The sequence below is a fragment of the Mycolicibacterium sp. XJ662 genome, assembly GCF_053484035.1.
On sequence record NZ_JBEFTL010000001.1, the window covers coordinates 155,122 to 173,365 of the forward strand.

Here is an 18,244-nt window from a genome sequence, read left to right on the forward strand (position 1 = left end):
CAACTCCTTGATTGGTGTAACACAGCTCACATTACGCGGGGTGGTCACAATGGCTCTTGTGACCGATGACCCGTACCTCTGGCTCGAAGACATCACCGGCGACGACGCGCTGGACTGGGTGCGCAAGCGCAACGAGCCGACGCTGGCCGAGTTCGGTGGCGAACGTTTCGAGCAGATGCGCGTGGAGGCGCTGGAGGTGCTCGACACCGACGCCCGCATCCCCTATGTGCGTCGGCGCGGCGAGCACCTCTACAACTTCTGGCGCGACGCGGCCAACCCGCGTGGGCTGTGGCGGCGTACGACGCTGGCCAGCTACCGCGGCGAGGAGCCCGAATGGGAGGTGCTCATCGACGTCGATGCGATCGCGGCCGCCGAGGACGAGAACTGGGTGTGGGCCGGCGCCGACGTGATCGAGCCCGATTACACGCTGGCGCTCGTCGAGCTGTCGCGCGGCGGCTCCGACGCCGCGGTGGTGCGCGAATTCGACATGCGCACACGGCAGTTCGTTACCGGCGGTTTCGAGCTGCCTGAGGCCAAGACCCAGATCACCTGGGCTGACGAGGACACCGTCCTCGTTGGCACCGACTTCGGCGAGGGCTCGCTGACCGAGTCGGGCTATCCGCGCCAGGTCAAGCGCTGGCGCCGGGGGCAGCCGCTCACCGAGGCCGAGACGGTGTTCAGCGCAGCCCCGGATGACGTCATCGTCGCGGCGGCCGTGGACCGCACGCCGGGGTTCGAGCGCACCATGATCAGCAGGGCGATCGACTTCTTCAACGACGAGGTCTACGAACTGCGCGGCGAGGAACTCATCCGGATCGATGCGCCCACCGATGCCACCGTTTCGGCGCACCGCAACTGGCTGCTGATCGAACTGCGCACCGACTGGTACACCGGCATGGCCCAGTATGCGGCCGGGTCGCTGCTGGCAGCAGATTACGACGAATTCCTCGCGGGCACTGCGGAACTGGCGGTCGTATTCGCCCCCGACGAGCACACCTGCCTGAACCACTACGCTTGGACGCGCGACATGCTGGTCATGGTGACGCTGGCCGACGTCGCCAGCCGCGTGGAGGTGGTGACGCCGGGCACGTGGCAGGCCGAGCCGGTTCCGGGCCTGCCCGCCAACACCAACACGGTGATCGTCACCGCAGACGATACCGGCGACGAGATCTTCCTGGACTCAAGCGGATTCGACACCCCGTCACGTCTATTGCACGGATCGGCCGGCGGCGAGTTGACCGAGATCAAGCGTGCCCCGTCGTTCTTCGACGCCGCAGATCTGGTTGTCACCCAGCACTTCGCGAAGTCTGACGACGGTACCGCGATCCCGTATTTCGTTGTGGGCCACCGTCACGTCGAGGCCTCGGGGCCGACACTGCTCGGCGGATACGGCGGGTTCGAGGTCGCCAACACACCGAGCTACAGCGGTGTGCTCGGTCGGCTGTGGTTGGCTCGCGGCGGCACCTATGTGCTCGCCAACATCCGCGGTGGCGGGGAGTACGGTCCGCGTTGGCACACCCAGGCGATGCGCGAGAACAGGCACCTGGTGTACGAGGATTTCGCCGCTGTGGCGCGGGATCTGGTGGAGCGCGGTATTACCACTGTCGAGCAGTTGGGCGCTCAGGGCGGCAGCAACGGTGGGCTGCTGATGGGTGTGATGTTGACGCAGTACCCCGAGTTGTTCGGCGCGCTGGTGTGCAGCGTCCCGCTGCTGGACATGCGCCGGTTCCATCTGCTGTTGGCCGGTGCGTCGTGGGTGGCCGAGTACGGCGATCCCGACGATCCGGAGGATTGGGCGTTCATCTCCAAATACTCTCCCTATCAGAATATTTCGTCCGATCAACGATATCCCCCGGTGTTGATCACCACGTCCACCCGCGACGACCGGGTGCACCCGGGACACGCCCGCAAGATGACGGCGGCGCTGGAGGCGGCCGGCCATCCGGTGCACTACTACGAGAACATCGAGGGCGGGCACGCCGGCGCAGCCGACAACGCTCAGATCGCATTCCGTTCGGCGTTGATCTATGAGTTTCTGTGGTCGGTGCTCAGCTGACGGGTCGACATCGACAGCCCCTCTGCCAAACTTGAACGATGTCGCCGTCACAGCCCCAGCCGCAGTTCGAAACCCTGCTCTACGCCGCCGAGCCACCGATTGCCACCATCACGCTGAACCGGCCCGATCAGCTCAACACCATCGTGCCGCCGATGCCCGACGAGATCGAGAACGCCATCGGCCTGGCCGAGCGCGATCCCGCGGTCAAGGTCATCGTGTTGCGTGGTGCTGGCCGCGCCTTCTCCGGCGGCTACGACTTCGGCGGCGGCTTCCAGCACTGGGGTGAGGCGATGAACACCGACGGTCGCTGGGACCCCGGCAAGGATTTCGCGATGGTCAGCGCCCGCGAAACCAGCCCGCACCAGAAGTTCATGGCGATCTGGCGCGCGTCCAAACCCGTCATCGCCCAGGTGCACGGCTGGTGCGTCGGCGGCGCCAGCGACTACGCGCTGTGTGCCGACATCGTCATCGCCAGCGACGACGCCGTTATCGGCACACCGTACGCGCGCATGTGGGGCGCCTACCTGACCGGCATGTGGCTCTACCGACTGAGCCTGTCAAAGGTCAAATGGCATTCCCTGACCGGTGAGCCGCTGACCGGAAAGGAAGCTGCCGCAGTCGAACTCATCAACGAGTCGGTACCGTTCGAAAACCTCGAAGCCCGCGTGCGCGAGATCGCGGGCAAGCTCGCCAAGATCCCGCTGTCGCAGCTGCAGGCCCAGAAGCTGATCGTCAACCAGGCCTACGAGAACATGGGTCTGGCCTCCACCCAGACGCTCGGCGGCATCCTCGACGGGCTGATGCGCAACACCCCCGATGCGCTCGGGTTCGTCGAAACCGCTGCGTCGCAGGGTGTTCGAGCCGCTATCGAACAGCGCGATGGTCCGTGGGGCGACTACAGCCAGGCACCACCGGAGAAGCGGCCAGACCCGTCACACGTCATCGAACCCTAGAGGCTCGCGCGCAGCGCGAAGAGCGCGTCGAGATCCCCGATCGCACGCAACGTGTCGTTGAGGTGCGTGCATGTGCTGGTGCCGACGAACTCGCGGCGGATGCGGTCGCGCAACTCCGTCAGCGTCATCCCCTGCACCCGGTCCGCGCTGGCGATCGCGCCGGGGCATTCCTGCCACGGCAGTACCCGCACGTCGGCCTGTACCGAGGTGATGGTCCGCGTCGACATGTCCACCACGCCGGTGACCGTGTACTCGTGCACGATCGTCTCGAGTCCCTCGCTGTCGACATGTGAGTCACGGAAATGCGCGTCGAACTCCGCCGATCCGGCATCCGTCCGATGCAAATCCAGACGCCGGTAGCGACGCATCCCGTTGGGGCGCAACGGTTCGACTGCGTGCACAAGGTCGAGGGGCGGGGCCACCGGGCCCCGGGCGGTCGGGATGATGTCGTTGCGTCGCGCATACGACACCAGCGAGGCATCCGGCGCGAAACCCGCGCAGATACCCGCCATCCGATCCGCGGTGCCTGCCGGCAGGGTCTGCTCCGCGCCGAGCTCAATCGCTGTGTGCTGCAGTGCATAACCCGACACCAGCGCCGCGCCCACCCAATCGTCGAGCAGCAGATTCAGAAGGCTGGCCCGCTCGACATCCTCGGGCAGCAGGTCAGCCACCGTCGAGCGGAAGCCAGGACCGACACGGTGGCCCACGAGCCGGCTCAGCCGCTCGTCGTGCGGGACGGCAGAAATGTCGGCGACGACCCGGTTGTCGAGGCGCGCACGGATCGCGACCCGGCCGAGCGTGTCGGCCCCGCACCCCACCACGTCGCTGGCGCGCAGGTCGACGTCGGAGCCCCCGTCATCGGTCGGGTGGGTGTCGATGGTGCTCGTGCGGCGCAGCGTCCCGGCGGCCAGCGGCGGCGACGCTGGCACGGGCCGCTGCGGGCCGACGATGTCCGAGACGAACGGCATGCGTCGACGGTATCAATACAAAGGTGAGCTAACCGTCGCGACGGCGCAAACCGCCCAGCATCGACACCAGCACCCCGAACACGACCAGCGCGGCGCCGGCGGCCAGCGTCAGGTTCAACCAGTGATGCAGGCTGTCTTCGGCGCGGCCGACCATCACGTCGGCGATCAGGCGGATGTCGCCGGTGGTTTGATTGAGCGCATCGTTGACGTGGCCGCGCGCCACCTCCAACCCGGCCCACCCGGCGGCACCGACCAGCAGTGCCGAAACGCCCAGCGCGGCAAATGTTTTGCCGCGTGACCGGGACGCCGCCAGGGTCAACAGCGCGAACACGCCGGTCAGGATGGTGGCGCCGACGCTGACCCACGGGCCCCACATCGACACCGGCCGCAGCTTCCCCGGGTGCAGTCCCGTGGTTTCCGGCACCGTGATGGGGACGGTCAGGGTCTGGGGCACGTCGAGGTCGATGTCACCGAGCAACTGCTTGATCGACGGGTCGTTGAGCATCGGGGCGATATCGATCAGCCAGCGGTCGGAGCCTTCCTCACGCTGAACCGAGTCGGTGAACATCCAGCGGTGCGCGATGCGGTTGGCCTGGCCGAACTGTCCGGGGAAACCGGCGCTGCTCGTGTAGCCGACGGTTCCGCCGCGGACCAGATCCCGGTTGAGCGTGTAACCGTTGTCGGACGCGAAGGAAAGGATCTGTCGGGTCAACTCCGCCGCCATCGCACTCTGCAACTGCGGGTCTTTGGCCGCTGAGGCGGCCAACGCGGCATAACCGTCCTCGCTGACGACGTTGCGCTGTGCCCACATCGCCGGGACGGCCACGGCAAGAAGGATCGTGGTGACGAGCCACAAGACCATGGTCGTCACCAGCCGCACGCGTGCCCTCCTTACCTCGATGCCGTAGTCGAACTTACTCAAGCCCTTCCGGCAGAGAATTTCTGCGCTGATCAGCAAATGCCCGCCGGTAAAACTGGCGAGGTTGCAGGAGGAAACGAATGTTCGTCGACACTGCTCTGCTGCGGATGGCAGCGGACTTTTCCCTGAGCGCAGGCGCCGTCGCTGAGCGAGGAGCAAGCCGATTCGCGTCGACCCAGCTAACAGCAGGTGTCTTCGGTCCAGTATCACGGCGATGCAGGGCCACGGCGTGCGGTTGGCCGCGCTCGCAGGTGCTGAGACATCTCGACGTCGACGACCTCACCGGTCGCGCCGGCGGGGACCCGTGGCAACTGAACAACGGCGTGCAGAGTGGCTCACCTGGCCAGATCAGTGCGTTGGCGACGGCGTTGCCGCGGAACTTTATATGCGGCGTGTACACGTAAGCGATCACAACCATCACGCAGAGGAGAAAAAGGGCGACCGCGATTCCTTCTTTCCAGTCAGGAAAAGCCGAAAGAAATCCCGCGAGAGGGGCAACACAGGCGCAGCTCCAGTAGATGCGCCCGCAATCAACGAATCCGTTCGCGATACTGGCGATCATCACGGTGGTCGCTTTCACCGTCATCTATCTCGGCGCGTACCTATTGGGCAGACGACGGCCGCGGCGGTCGAAACATTCTCTGGAGTATTGAGCGCATCCTCATCTCCGGGAGAAGTTCTCGGAGTGACGCCCTAAGGGCGAACTACTTCGCGACGCGCCGCGGCCGCGCCAATGCGAGCTTCGTCATCATCGTGTTCAACCGCTTGAGCGCCTTGAGCGAGTTGTTGTAGTAGGTACCGCCGGCACCGATGTTGGTCCGCGGCGCCACCACCGCCTCCTGGCGGCAGAACTTGCGCAGTCCGTCCGCGCCGCCGAACCGCGCCCCGATGCCCGAGGTCTTCCACCCGCCCATCGGCGCCGTCGTACACATCAGGTTGGAGATCACGTCGTTGATGTTGACCGCGCCGCAATCCAGTTGTAATGCAATCGCTTTAGCGCGCTCGAGGTCCTTGGAGAACACCGACGCCGACAAGCCGTACGGGCTGTCGTTGGCCAGCCGGATCGCGTCCTGCACGCTGTCGACCTTCATGATCGGCAGCGTCGGGCCGAAGGTCTCCTCGGTCATGCATGCCATCGAATGGTCGACGTCGACGAGCACCGTCGGCTGATAGAAGCTGCCCGGTCCGTCGAGGCGCTTGCCGCCGGTGAGCACCTTCGCTCCGGCCTCCACGGCCTCGCGTACATGCCGTTCGGTCACCTCGATCTGGCTCTCGTCGATCAGCGCGCCGAAGTCGTAGCCTTCGCCCGCACCCATCTTGAGGTTCTGCACCGCGCGCACCACTGCGGAGACGAACTGGTCATAGACGGGTGCCAGCGCGTACACCCGCTCGACGGACACACACGTCTGACCGGCGTTGAACATCGCGCCCCACACCGCCGCGTTGGCCGCCAGGTCGACGTCGGCGTCGTCCAGCACGATCATCGGGTCCTTGCCACCGAGCTCCAGGCTGACCGGTGTGAGCCGGCGCGCGGCCCGCTCCATCACCTTGGCGCCCGTCGCGCTCGACCCGGTGAACTGCACGTAGTCGGAGTTGTCGACGACGGCCTCGACCGCCTCGCGCGCGCCCTGCACGATCGCCATCACCTCGGGTGCCCCCGAGTCCAGCCAGCCGCGCAGCAGCAGCTCGGCGGTCAGCGGGGTGCGCTCGGACGGTTTGAGCATCACCGCGCAGCCGGCTGCCAACGCCGCCAGGCCGTCCATCAACAGGTTGGCGACCGGATAGTTCCACGGCGCGACGATGCCGACCACCGGGCGCGGTCGGTAGTGCACCTCGACCTTCTTGATCGCCAGGAACGGCAGCGCCGCCGGCCGGGTCTCCGGCGCCAGCGCCTTCTCCATCGTCTTGATGTAGTACGACGCGATCATGACCAGCAGCGGCACCTCTTGGGCGGCGTCGGCCGCCGACTTGCCGGTCTCCTTGATCAGCATCGCCTCGATCTCGTCGCGGTGCTCGCCCATCCACACCGCATACCGGGCCAGTACCTTGGCCCGCCCCTTGGGCCCGCGCGCTTCCCACTGTTTCTGCGCGTCGCGCAGCCGGGCCGCGACGCGCGGCACATCGGCCGGGTCGGTCCATCGCACCGTTCCGGCGACCGCACCCGTCGCGGGGTTGTGGATAGTGCTGGTATCGGGCCGCTCAACGTCGGGTGTCGCAGTCATAACCCCATGCTAACCACCGCGTGTGACCCAGACCGCACGAGTGTTGACACGCGTCAAGTTCGGTGCCGCGAGAAGCGCCGCGATGCAGACCAGCGACGTGCCCAACAGCACCCCGCCGACCGTGTCGGTGAAGTAGTGAAACGTCGTGCCGACCCCGATCACCGCCAACCCGACATACACCGTCGCAAACACCAGCGCCCACAGCGCACAGCCGGTGACCAGCACAAACAGCCCCAGCACCACGGTCGTCGTCGTGATGTGCCCACTCGGATAAGCCAGGCCGCCGCCCTTCTCCCGACCGAAGAACGGCTTGATCACCTGCACCAGTAGATACGCGCTATACGGCAGCACCGCCGCGATCACGGCCAGCAGCCACCGTCGCCGATACATCGCGAAGGCCACCGTGGCGGCCACGATGACGACCAACGCCAGCGGGTCGGTGAACCCTCGCAGATCACGCGTCGGACTGTTGCTGTACTGGTGAAACCAGTCGTCGATGCCGGTGGATGATTTGCCCACGGCCCAGCCGAGCAGCACCATCGCGGTCAGCCCGACCGCCGGCCACCACTTGATCACGCAATTCCGCGCAGGTAGGCGGCCGCACCGAGGTGCTGGGCGGCATCGTCGACGATGCTCACCAGGCGCACGCCCGCGGTGACGGGCGGATCCCAGTTCTCATCGACGACGCGGCGCAACTCATCGGGGGTCACCGACGCGATGTACTCCAACGTCATCTTGTGTACGGCGCGGTAATAGCCGGCGAGCAGATCGGCCGACGCGCGCACCTTGGCGACCTCCTCCGGCCCGTCGCCGTAGCCCATCGCGCCACGGGGAAGGTCGAGGTTGAACCGGTCCACCCAGCCATCGCGGAACCAGACCTGCTCGGTATCGGCGAGGGCGCACAACTGCAGATCCTGCTGGCGCGCGCTGTGCCAAATGAGCCAGGAGATGCTGTTGGCCTCGTTGGTCGGGCGGTAGAACGCAACCTCGTCGGTCAGTCCGTCTGTCAGCTCCTCGACGTGCTCGATCTGCCGGGTGAACAAATCACGCAGCAGTTCGCGGACCGCCGAAACATCAGAGTCAGCCATGCCCCGACGGTACTCAGTCCGCCGGCGGGGCCGCGCCGTGGAAGACCGCCTCGATGTTGTTGCCGTCCGGATCCCGGACGAACGCCCCGTAGTAGCCGCGGTGATACTCCGGCCACAGTCGCGGCGCGTGCAGGGACTCCGCGCCGGCCTCGAGCGCGGCGTCGTAGAAGGCCTGCACCGCATCGGTGTCGGCGGCCTCAAACGCGAAATGCACCTCACGGTTGGGCCCCGTCGCGTCGCCCTTGCTCATGTCTGCGATCCAGAAATCCGGTTTGCCGTCGACGCCGTAACCTATGGCGACCTGGTAGTCCAGCTGCCGGGTGTAGCCGAGCACGCCGAGCACCTTGTCGTAGAAGGCCTTCGATCGCTGGAAGTCCGCACAGTTGATTCCGAAGTGATCGATCACCGCCTCATCGTAGATTCGACGTATGACAGATGAACTCGTGATCCGCGGCGGCACCATCGTCGACGGCCTCGGCGGCGATCCCTACGTCGGCGATGTGGCGGTCTCGGACGGCGTAATCACCTCGGTGGGCGCGGTGGACGGCGCCGGGGCACGGGAGATCGACGCGACCGGGCTGCTCGTCACGCCCGGCTTCGTCGACCTGCACACCCACTACGACGGCCAGGCGATCTGGTCGGACCGGCTCACCCCGTCTTCGGCCCACGGAGTCACGACGGCGGTGATGGGCAACTGCGGCGTCGGGTTCGCGCCCTGCCGTCCCGAAGACCACGACGTGCTGGTCGATGTGATGGCCGGCGTCGAGGACATCCCCGGTGTAGTGATGGTGGACGGGTTGCCGTGGAGTTGGGAGACGTTCCCCGAGTTCCTCGACGCGCTGGAGGCGCGACACCGCGACATCGACGTGGCGGCGCTGCTGCCGCACTCCCCGCTGCGCGTCTACGTGATGGGCCAGCGCGGCGTCGACCGCGAACCGGCCACCACCGAGGACCTCGCGCTGATGCGCAAGCTCGCCGCCGAAGCGGTTCAGGTGGGTGCGCTGGGCTTCGCGTCGTCGCGGTTCACCCTGCACAAAACCGAAAGCGGCCGGCCGATCCCCAGCTATGACGCCGACCGCGCCGAAATCGAGGCCATCGCACGCGGCGTCGACGACGCCGGCGGCGGCCTGATCCAGTTCGTGCCCGACCTGGTGGCCGGCGACTACGAACCCGTGCTGCAGACGGTGTTCGACGTCGCCGAGGACGTCGGCCTCCCGGTGACGTTCACGCTGGCGATCGGCAACGCCGGCGACCCGTTCTTCGTCGACGCGCTCACCATGGTCGAGAAGGCGAACGCCGCGGGTGGCGACATCACCGCGCAGATCTTCCCCCGACCCATCGGGCTGGTGCTCGGCCTGGAACTGTCGGGCAACCCGTTCGTCATGTACCCGAGCTACCGCGAGATCGCGGCGCTGCCGCTGGCCGAACGCGTCGCCGAGATGCGCAAACCCGAAGTGCGCCAACGGATCCTGTCTGATACACCGGCTTCCGACGGGCATCCGCTGATGTTCGCGGCGCAGGCGTTCGAGTGGATGTTCCCGCTCGCCGACCCGCCGAACTACGAACCCCCCCGTTCGGAAAGCATCGCCAGCCGAGCCCGGGCCCGCGGCGTCAGCCCGCTCGAAGAGGCATACGACCGGCTGCTCGACGACGACGGACACGCGATGTTGCTTGTCACACTGGCCAACTTCCGCGACGGCAGCCTCGACACGGTGGCGGAATTGATCCGCCGCGACGACGTCGTACTGGGCCTCGGTGACGGTGGCGCGCACTACGGAATGATCTGTGACGCAAGCTTTCCCACTTACATGCTGGCGCACTGGGCGCGCGACCGGGCATCGGGTCGGCTGTCGGTGGCCGAGGCGGTACGCGAGTTGACATCGGTACCGGCACGGGTGGCCGGCCTGGCCGACCGCGGCCGAATCGCGGTGGGCTACAAAGCCGATCTCAATGTCATCGACCACGACGCGGTACGGCTGCACCGGCCCGTCGTCGCCCACGATCTGCCCGCGGGTGGTCGCCGCCTGGACCAGCGCGCCGACGGTTACGTCGCGACGATCGTCTCGGGTGAGATCATCGCCGAGAACGGGCTGCCCACGACGGCGCGTCCCGGCCGGTTGATCCGCGGTCGCCGACCGGCGCCCAGCGCTCACGGGTAATTAGGATGGCGGTATGAGCGTCAAGGTTGACCTCGACAAGCTGGCCGACGCGCTGGCCGATTTCACGTTCGCCTACCTGATCACCGTCGGCGACGACTACCGCGCCCACACCGTCGCGGTCGATCCCGCCCTCGCCGACGGCGTGCTCGACGTCGGGTCTGTCGGCAACACCACCCACCGCAACGTCACCGCGCACGGCGACGTCACGGTGGTCTGGCCGCCCCGCGAACCCGGCGGCTACTCGTTGATCGTCGACGGATCCGGCCGCGTCACCGACGGCGCGTTGCGTGTCGCGCCGACGCGCGCGGTGCTGCACCGCAAGGCGACGGCCGAGTCGCCCAGAACCAGCCCGGACTGCCTGCACGACTGCGTGCCGCTGAAATCCGAAGCGTGATCACACGCCGGTAGCGCCGTCGATGCGCTCACGAAGCAGATCGGCCTGGCCGCAGTGGCGTGCGTACTCGCCGATCATGTGGAGGTAAATCCACCGCAGGCTCACCTCGGCGCCCATGAAGGGGCTGGTGTCATCCAGCGCGCGAGCAGCGCAGTTCGTTCGGGCCGCGTCGATCTCAGCGCACCAGATCGCCTCTGCGGCAGCCAGTGTCGATTCCTCGGACACGTCGAAACCGCCGTCATGGCCCGTCGGGGTCCACTCCCCCGCGAGCACACGACCGAACCAGTTGCGTTCGACTTCGGCCATGTGCTGAACCAGACCCAGCAGCGTCAACGGCGACGGCGGCACCGAGGCGTTGCGCAGTGCTTCGCCGTCGAGGCCGTCGCATTTGGCCGCAAGCGTCGCGCGGTAGAAATCCAACCACGCTTCCAGCGTCGTGCGTTCATCGGCGTTGAGAGGCGGCATGGGTCGTTGGATATCCATCAAGGTGCGAGGCTACCGACGAAAAAACCCGGCCCCGCTAAGAGGGACCGGGCTTTTCCGTTGGACAGACTTAGAAGTCCATGCCGCCCATGCCGCCGGTCGGGTCGGCCGCGGGTGCGGCCGCCTTCTCCGGCTTGTCGGCGACGACGGCCTCGGTGGTCAGGAACAGCGCCGCGATGGACGCCGCGTTCTGCAGCGCCGAACGCGTCACCTTGACCGGGTCGGCCACGCCCGCCTTGAGCAGGTCCTCGTAATCACCGGTGGCGGCGTTGAGGCCTTCACCAGCCTTGAGGTTGCGCACCTTCTCGGCGACCACACCGGGCTCCAGGCCCGAGTTGGCGGCGATCTGCTTCAGCGGAGCCTCCAGCGCGACACGCACGATGTTCGCGCCGGTGGCCTCGTCACCGGTGAGCTTGAGCTCCTCGAGCACCGGGGCGGCCTGCAGCAGGGACACACCGCCACCGGCGACGATGCCCTCCTCCACGGCAGCCTTGGCGTTGCGCACCGCGTCCTCGATGCGGTGCTTGCGCTCCTTGAGCTCCACCTCGGTGGCGGCACCGGCCTTGATCACCGCAACGCCGCCGGCCAGCTTGGCCAGCCGCTCCTGCAGCTTCTCGCGGTCGTAGTCGGAGTCGCTGTTCTCGATCTCGCTGCGGATCTGCGCAACGCGACCGGCGATGGCCTCGCTGTCGCCTGCGCCCTCGACGATCGTGGTCTCGTCCTTGGTGACGACGATCTTGCGGGCCTGGCCCAGCAGCGACACGTCGGCGGTCTCCAGCGAGAGGCCGACCTCTTCGCTGATGACCTGGCCACCGGTGAGGATCGCCATGTCCTGCAGCATCGCCTTGCGGCGGTCACCGAAGCCCGGAGCCTTGACGGCCACGGACTTGAAGGTGCCGCGGATCTTGTTGACGACCAGCGTGGACAGCGCCTCGCCCTCGACGTCCTCGGCGATGATCAGCAGCGGCTTACCAGACTGGATGATCTTCTCCAGCAGCGGCAGCAGATCCTTGACGGTCGAGATCTTGGAGCTGACCAGCAGGATGTAGGGATCCTCCAGGACGGCTTCCTGACGCTCGGCGTCGGTCACGAAGTAGCCCGAGATGTAGCCCTTGTCGAACCGCATGCCCTCGGTGAGCTCGAGCTGCAGCCCGAAGGTCTGCGACTCCTCGACGGTGATGACACCCTCGTTGCCGACCTTGTCCATCGCCTCGGCGATCAGCTCACCGATCTGCAGGTCGCCGGCCGAGATTGCGGCGGTCGCAGCGATCTGCTCCTTGGTCTCGACCTCCTTGGCCGACTTCAGCAGCGTCTCGGTGACCTTGTCGACGGCCTTCTCGATGCCGCGCTTGAGGCCGAGCGGGTTGGCGCCGGCCGCGACGTTGCGCAGGCCTTCCTTGACCAGCGCCTGTGCCAGCACGGTGGCGGTCGTGGTGCCGTCACCGGCGACGTCGTCAGTCTTCTTGGCGACTTCCTTGACCAGCTCGGCGCCGATCTTCTCGTACGGGTCCTCCAGCTCGATCTCCTTGGCGATGGAGACCCCATCGTTGGTGATCGTGGGAGCGCCCCACTTCTTCTCCAGAACGACGTTGCGACCCTTGGGCCCCAACGTCACCTTTACCGCGTCGGCGAGGGCGTTCAGGCCCCGCTCGAGGCCGCGGCGGGCCTCTTCGTCATACGCAATTTGCTTGGCCATTGCGAAGTGTTTCCTCCGGATTGGGGATGGCACATCTGTTGGCCGGGTGCAGTGCCCGCGACGGACGGCTTGGGTGTGCTCCGCGGGGTGCGGCCCCTTGCCTCACCGTCCCGACCTAGCACTCACCGGTCGCGAGTGCCAACTGCATTCTTAGCACTCGACCAGGGAGAGTGCAAGGTCGCCGAGGGCTAGGCTCGACGCCGATGTCACTTATCGTGCCGCCCCATCCTTCGCCCCGGTACACCGAGGACGACTACGCCTCGTTCGGCCTGGTGAAATACCACTATCTGGCCCATCAGGAGGCCACCGCCGGCACGACGCCGACGCGCCGGGGTTCGCTGTTGATGTTGTTTGCTCCGGGCGCCCCGCGTGAACACTATTTCGAAGGTATCGCGCAGCTCGGGGACATGACCGAGGACGAGCGGCGCGAGTGGTTCGTTCGCAACGACAATCTCTTCGTCGACACGTGACGCGGGAAAGATGCGTACGCGTAATCCGTTGCGTTAGGCTGCTTACCGATCAGTGAGGAGTCTTGGGTGCGGGCTAATTCAGCGCCCGACACCCAGGCTTTGCGAGGCTGGCAGCGTCGGGCTTTGGTGCGGTACCTTGGCGCCCGGCCGCGCGATTTTCTGGCGGTCGCGACGCCCGGTTCCGGTAAGACGGCGTTTGCCCTGCGCGTAGCCGGTGAGCTGCTCGGCGACGGCACCGTCGAGCGCATCACCGTCGTCGTGCCGACCGATCACCTCAAGGTCCAGTGGGCACTGGCGGCCGCGAGGGTCGGCCTTGCGCTGGACCCGAAGTTCAGCAACTCGTCGGCGCAGACGTCTTCGGAGTACCACGGGGTCGTCGTCACCTACGCGCAGGTGGCCAGCCACCCGACCCGCCACCGGGTCCGCACGGAGAACTATCGCACGCTCGTGGTGTTCGACGAGATCCACCACGGCGGGGACGCCAAGAGCTGGGGCGAGGCCATGCGCGAGGCGTTCAGCGACGCCACCCGCCGGCTGGCGCTGACCGGTACGCCGTTCCGCAGCGACGACAACCCGATCCCGTTCGTCGCCTACGAGCTCGACGGAAACGGCGTGCAACGCTCGGTGGCCGACCACACCTACGGCTACGCCGAGGCGCTGGCCGACGGCGTGGTGCGGCCGGTGGTCTTCCTGGCCTACTCCGGTGAGGCGCGCTGGCGCGACAGCGCGGGCGAAGAACACTCGGCGCGCCTCGGTGAGCCGCTGACCGCCGAACACACCGCGCGCGCCTGGCGCACCGCGCTGAACCCGGCGGGCGAATGGATGCCGGCCGTCATCGCCGCCGCCGACAAACGGCTGCAGCAGAAGCGCCAGCACATGCCCGACGCCGGCGGCATGGTGATCGCCTCCGACCAGACCGCCGCGCGGGCCTACGCCGAACTGCTCACCAAGATCACCGGCGAGGCGCCGACCGTGGTGCTCTCCGACGACCCCGGCTCATCAGACCGGATCAGCCAGTTCGCCGCGGGCACCAGCCGCTGGCTGGTCGCCGTCCGGATGGTGTCCGAGGGGGTCGACGTGCCGCGGCTGGCCGTCGGCGTGTACGCCACCAGCGCGTCGACGCCGTTGTTCTTCGCCCAGGCCATCGGCCGCTTCGTGCGCTCCCGCAGACCCGGGGAGACCGCGAGCATCTTCCTGCCCTCGGTGCCCAACCTGCTGTTGCTGGCCAGCGAGATGGAGGCCGAGCGCAACCACGTGCTCGGCAAACCCCACCGCGACACCGACGGCGACGACGAGTACGTCGAGCCCCGCAAGTCCGAACCCAGCGAGCTCGACAACGGCTTCGAATCGCTGGGCGCCGACGCCGAGCTGGATCAGGTGATCTTCGACGGCTCGTCGTTCGGCACCGCGACGCCCGCAGGCAGCGACGAGGAAGCCGACTTCCTGGGGATCCCCGGGCTGCTCGATGCCGAACAGATGCGAGATCTATTGCGGCGCAGGCAAGAAGAGCAGCTGACCAAACGCACCGCAAGCGGCGAGGTGCAGCGGGTCTCGACGCACGGGCAGCTGCGTGAGCTGCGCCGCGAACTCAACGCGCTGGTGTCGATCGCGCATCACCGCACCGGTAAACCACACGGCTGGATCCACAACGAGCTGCGCCGGATCTGCGGCGGCCCGCCGGTCGCGGCGGCCACCACCGAGCAGTTGCAGGCGCGTATCGAGGCGGTCCGCACGCTCAAGGCGTGACCGGCTAGGTGAGCAGCCCGCAACCGGCCACACCGCATAGCAGCGAGCTGGCCAGCAGCGCCGGCCAGAACGCCACGGTGACCACGAGCGCCGCGATGTTGGCGAACACGGTGAACTGGGCGCTGAGCGCATGCTTGAGTTGGCCGATCAGCTCGATGTGCAACATCGCATATCCGACACCAATCACGGTGTACAACAACGCAACCCACAACACGAGTTCGAATACCGTGTTGATGCCCCGCCGTAGCAACACCTGCTGCATCCGCTCCCACACGATCATCGCCCCAGCCCGAGAAGCTCCGGCAGATCGGCCACCGAGTCGATCACGTGGTTGGGCTGCATCGCGAACTCGTCTGCGGCCCAACGGTCCAGCGTGTCCTGCCGAAACTTGCCCGTGCGCACCAACACCCCCGTCATCCCGACCACCTGCGCTGCCAGCACGTCGTTGTTGAGATCGTCACCGACCATATACATCTCGTCGGGTTCCACACCCAGACGCCCAGCGGCAGCCAGGAACCCCTCGGGGGCGGGCTTGCCGACGGCGGTCGCCTGCCGGCCGGAGGTCTGCTCCATCCCGATCAGGTACATCCCGGTGTCGATCCGCAACCCGTCGGTGGTGGTCCATGCGGTGCTGCGGTGCATGGCGACCACCGGCACACCCTGGGCCATCCAGTCATAGACCCACGACAGCGTCAGATGGCCGAACTCCGGTCCCGCGCCGCCGAGCAGCACGACGTCGGGTTTGTCGGGCGTCTCGGGTCCGCTGAACTCGCTCGAGGACACGATGTCGATCCCGGGCATGTCCTCGGCGATCTGGCCACTGTTGACCAGAAAGCACCGAGCGTCGGGGAAACGGTCGCGGACGTACTCCGCGGTCAACACCGCCGCGGTGATCACCTCGTCGGGGCGCACCACCATGCCTGCCTCGGTGAGCAGTTCGGCGATCTGCACCCGGGTGCGCGTCGTGGTGTTGGTCAGATACGAGCAGGCGACCTGGTGGTCGTTGAGCGTGCGCAGCGTCGCCGCCGCCCCCTCGATCGGTTTCCACGAGGTCACCAGGACACCATCGATGTCGAAGAGCACTCCACCGATTGCCATTGCCCGACATTAAACGGCAATCGTTTCAGCGCAACTCGGACCCCGCCCCGGCCCACTCGGTGTCGTCGAGCCACGGCGACGCCTGCGCGGCGATCGACCACGCCAACTCCGCAGGTACGTCGATCACCTGATAGTGCTTGACGCCCGCCGCCGTCGCCGCGATCAGCGTGGCCACCCCCGCGTGGCGTTGCATCAGCGTCTGCCGCACGGTCCAGGCGATGATGCCCGACGCCTCGATGCAGTCACGACGCCGCTGCAGGCTGCCGGTGCGCGCGACCAACCAGCCGTCGGTGACCCGGTGCCCCAGCGACCGGGACCGGTCGTGGGCCAGCAGCGCGCAGCACACTGCGAACATCACCCACAACACCCAGGCCCATATCGGCGCCGCGGCGACGGCCAGCACGACCGCGAGGACCACCGGGGCCACCATGGCCCGCGTCCACCGCCGTCGCGTGGCCGCCGGGCCGTGCGCGCGCAGCGGTCCGCTCACCACCTCGGGGCGCTCGATCAGATCCGACAGCACCGCCTCGGCCGTCGGCCTGGGACACGGCGGCAGTAGCAACGACGCCTCCCCCTCGCCACCGACACCGGTCATCACCGCATCCAGGCGCGCACCACCGAACAGCCGCACCAACAACGGCTCCCGCAGCGTGCCCCCGCGCAGCCGCCGCATGTCGAAGGTGTGCTCGCGCACCCGCACCAGGCCCAGCCGAAGGTGCAGCACCTCCGCGTCGCGCCGCAGAACCAGGTTCGCGTAGCTCAGCAGCGACTGCAGCACCGACAGCACCACCGATGCGATCAGCACGGCGACGACCGTCACCGCGACCGTGGCCACCACACCCCACTGCGCGACAGTGTCCAGGCCGGAGCGGGCGACCTCCGAATCCTGCAGCGCCGCACCCGCTCCCATCTGATAGATCAGGCCGGCGGCCGCCGCGATCATCGCCAGGCCGGTGAAACTCAGCGGGCTGTAGCGCAACCAGGACGGATCCCAGCGCGCCAACACCCGGCCCGCGGGCATCTGTTCCTCGTCGGCGACGGCCAACGACTCGGCCAACAGGACAGCGCGGAGCCGCGGCACCTCCTCGGCTTCGACGGCGTCGAGCGCGAACACCGTGTCGCCCCTGGCCTCCTGTCCGGTGCTCACCCGCAGCACGGTCAACCCCAGCAGCCGGTGCAGCAGCCGGGCCTCAGTGGACACCGACCGAATTCGGTTGCACGGCACCGCCAGGACCTTGCGCTGCAGTACCCCGGTGCGCAGTTGCACATCGCTGGGCCCGATGCGGTAGGTCGTGGTGAACCAGCGCGCCACGCCGAACGCGACCGTCGCCGCGACGACCATCACCACCACCGTCGGGTTGCCGGTCGCCGAGCCGAGCACCAGCGAGCCGACGATCACCGGTATCTGGCGCATCACCTCGTGCACCGGATGCACCAGCAGCATGCGCGGGCTCAGCCGGTGCCACACTTCGTTGGGGGCGGTGGGCGGCGCGCTCATGTGGCGTCCTCCGCGCCGAGCGCCGCGACGTCGGTGAGTTGGGCGACGATCAGGTCGGCCACCTCGGCGTCCAGCGCCACGATGCGCACCGCACCCGCCGACGACGCCGTCGTCACCGTGACGGTGGACAGGCCGAACAGCCGGTCCAGCGGGCCGCGCTCGGTGTCGACGGTCTGCACCCGCGATATCGGCGCGATCCGGCGCTCCTGCACCAGCCAACCCGACCGGGTGTAGACGGCTCGGCTGTCGATGTCCCACCGGTGCACCCGGTAGCGCCACAGCGGCACCACGATGACGAACACCGCAATACCCACCGCCGTGAGCACGGCCGCCAATGCGTGCAGCCACCACACCCGGAAGTCGACGATCAGCCACACCAGCTGGGCGAACGCCAGGCCCAGCCACGGAATCGCCGCGCCGATCGCCCAGACCAGAGGGGCTTTGCGGCTCGGCGGATGGGCGGGTTCAAGCAGATCCATGATTCGAGCATGACG

Annotated in this window: 19 protein-coding genes; 6 read left to right on the forward strand and 13 right to left on the reverse strand. The window is 67.4% G+C overall.

What is annotated here, in order from left to right; genetic code table 11:
* The first annotated feature begins 49 nt into the window (after positions 1-49).
* Positions 50-2,056 carry a prolyl oligopeptidase family serine peptidase gene (locus ABQE93_RS00850; protein WP_448405366.1) on the forward strand — a complete coding sequence of 669 codons (2,007 nt, stop codon included), beginning with the start codon at positions 50-52 and terminating at the stop codon, positions 2,054-2,056.
* Between the two features lie 38 nt (positions 2,057-2,094).
* Entirely contained in the window at positions 2,095-3,009 is a 915-nt protein-coding gene (locus ABQE93_RS00855; protein WP_448405367.1) for a crotonase/enoyl-CoA hydratase family protein, read from the forward strand.
* Here ABQE93_RS00855 and ABQE93_RS00860 read toward each other — a convergent pair.
* From ABQE93_RS00860 to ABQE93_RS00890, 7 genes are all read right to left on the reverse strand, one after another.
* Complete coding sequence (locus tag ABQE93_RS00860) at positions 3,006-3,977, reverse strand: DUF2889 domain-containing protein (protein WP_448405368.1); 972 nt, start codon at positions 3,975-3,977, stop codon at positions 3,006-3,008. The genes ABQE93_RS00855 and ABQE93_RS00860 overlap by 4 nt on opposite strands.
* Before the next feature lie 28 nt (positions 3,978-4,005).
* Positions 4,006-4,857 carry a hypothetical protein gene (locus ABQE93_RS00865; protein WP_448405369.1) on the reverse strand — a complete coding sequence of 284 codons (852 nt, stop codon included), beginning with the start codon at positions 4,855-4,857 and terminating at the stop codon, positions 4,006-4,008.
* A gap of 34 nt (positions 4,858-4,891) precedes the next feature.
* Positions 4,892-5,482 (reverse strand): hypothetical protein, encoded by a 591-nt coding sequence (locus ABQE93_RS00870; RefSeq protein ID WP_448405370.1) that lies wholly within the window; start codon positions 5,480-5,482, stop codon positions 4,892-4,894.
* 118 nt (positions 5,483-5,600) lie between these two features.
* Positions 5,601-7,118, reverse strand: a complete 1,518-nt coding sequence (locus tag ABQE93_RS00875) for an aldehyde dehydrogenase family protein (protein ID WP_448405371.1) — start codon at positions 7,116-7,118, stop codon at positions 5,601-5,603.
* Positions 7,119-7,127: 9 nt separating this feature from the next.
* On the reverse strand, positions 7,128-7,694 hold the full coding sequence (locus tag ABQE93_RS00880; protein ID WP_448405372.1) for a phosphatase PAP2 family protein: 567 nt from the start codon (positions 7,692-7,694) through the stop codon (positions 7,128-7,130).
* A complete protein-coding gene (locus ABQE93_RS00885) occupies positions 7,691-8,206 on the reverse strand; it encodes a mycothiol transferase (protein ID WP_448405373.1) in 516 nt (171 codons plus the stop codon). The genes ABQE93_RS00880 and ABQE93_RS00885 overlap by 4 nt, the downstream gene beginning before the upstream one ends.
* A gap of 13 nt (positions 8,207-8,219) precedes the next feature.
* On the reverse strand, positions 8,220-8,612 hold the full coding sequence (locus ABQE93_RS00890; protein WP_448405374.1) for a VOC family protein: 393 nt from the start codon (positions 8,610-8,612) through the stop codon (positions 8,220-8,222).
* Positions 8,613-8,634: 22 nt separating this feature from the next.
* Between ABQE93_RS00890 and ABQE93_RS00895 the strand changes: the two genes are divergently transcribed.
* Both ABQE93_RS00895 and ABQE93_RS00900 read left to right on the forward strand, forming a co-directional pair.
* The gene (locus ABQE93_RS00895) at positions 8,635-10,365 is read left to right on the forward strand and encodes an N-acyl-D-amino-acid deacylase family protein (RefSeq protein WP_448405375.1); all 1,731 of its coding nucleotides are present in this window, start codon (positions 8,635-8,637) and stop codon (positions 10,363-10,365) included.
* Between the two features lie 13 nt (positions 10,366-10,378).
* Entirely contained in the window at positions 10,379-10,759 is a 381-nt protein-coding gene (locus ABQE93_RS00900) for a pyridoxamine 5'-phosphate oxidase family protein (RefSeq protein WP_448405376.1), read from the forward strand.
* Here the strand turns inward: ABQE93_RS00900 and ABQE93_RS00905 are convergent, their stop codons facing one another.
* Together ABQE93_RS00905 and groL are read right to left on the reverse strand one after the other, a co-directional pair.
* Positions 10,760-11,224, reverse strand: coding sequence for a DinB family protein (locus ABQE93_RS00905; RefSeq protein WP_448405378.1), 465 nt, complete (start codon positions 11,222-11,224; stop codon positions 10,760-10,762). It lies immediately after the preceding gene.
* A gap of 88 nt (positions 11,225-11,312) precedes the next feature.
* Positions 11,313-12,938, reverse strand: coding sequence for a chaperonin GroEL (gene groL, locus ABQE93_RS00910; RefSeq protein ID WP_448405379.1), 1,626 nt, complete (start codon positions 12,936-12,938; stop codon positions 11,313-11,315).
* 203 nt (positions 12,939-13,141) lie between these two features.
* Between groL and ABQE93_RS00915 the strand changes: the two genes are divergently transcribed.
* Together ABQE93_RS00915 and ABQE93_RS00920 are read left to right on the forward strand one after the other, a co-directional pair.
* Positions 13,142-13,408 carry a hypothetical protein gene (locus ABQE93_RS00915; RefSeq protein WP_448405380.1) on the forward strand — a complete coding sequence of 89 codons (267 nt, stop codon included), beginning with the start codon at positions 13,142-13,144 and terminating at the stop codon, positions 13,406-13,408.
* Between the two features lie 66 nt (positions 13,409-13,474).
* The gene (locus ABQE93_RS00920) at positions 13,475-15,154 is read left to right on the forward strand and encodes a DEAD/DEAH box helicase (protein ID WP_448405381.1); all 1,680 of its coding nucleotides are present in this window, start codon (positions 13,475-13,477) and stop codon (positions 15,152-15,154) included.
* A 4-nt stretch (positions 15,155-15,158) separates the two neighbouring features.
* Here the strand turns inward: ABQE93_RS00920 and ABQE93_RS00925 are convergent, their stop codons facing one another.
* From ABQE93_RS00925 to ABQE93_RS00940, 4 genes are read right to left on the reverse strand one after another with little or no spacing between them, the layout of a single operon-like run.
* On the reverse strand, positions 15,159-15,434 hold the full coding sequence (locus ABQE93_RS00925) for an addiction module protein (protein WP_448405382.1): 276 nt from the start codon (positions 15,432-15,434) through the stop codon (positions 15,159-15,161).
* Positions 15,431-16,252: an HAD-IIA family hydrolase gene (locus tag ABQE93_RS00930; protein ID WP_448405383.1), complete on the reverse strand. Its 822-nt coding sequence runs from the start codon at positions 16,250-16,252 to the stop codon at positions 15,431-15,433. Before ABQE93_RS00930 ends, ABQE93_RS00925 begins: the two co-directional genes overlap by 4 nt.
* Positions 16,253-16,277: 25 nt before the next feature.
* Positions 16,278-17,750: a PH domain-containing protein gene (locus ABQE93_RS00935; protein ID WP_448405384.1), complete on the reverse strand. Its 1,473-nt coding sequence runs from the start codon at positions 17,748-17,750 to the stop codon at positions 16,278-16,280.
* The gene (locus ABQE93_RS00940; protein ID WP_448405385.1) at positions 17,747-18,229 is read right to left on the reverse strand and encodes a PH domain-containing protein; all 483 of its coding nucleotides are present in this window, start codon (positions 18,227-18,229) and stop codon (positions 17,747-17,749) included. Before ABQE93_RS00940 ends, ABQE93_RS00935 begins: the two co-directional genes overlap by 4 nt.
* Between the last annotated feature and the right edge of the window lie 15 nt (positions 18,230-18,244).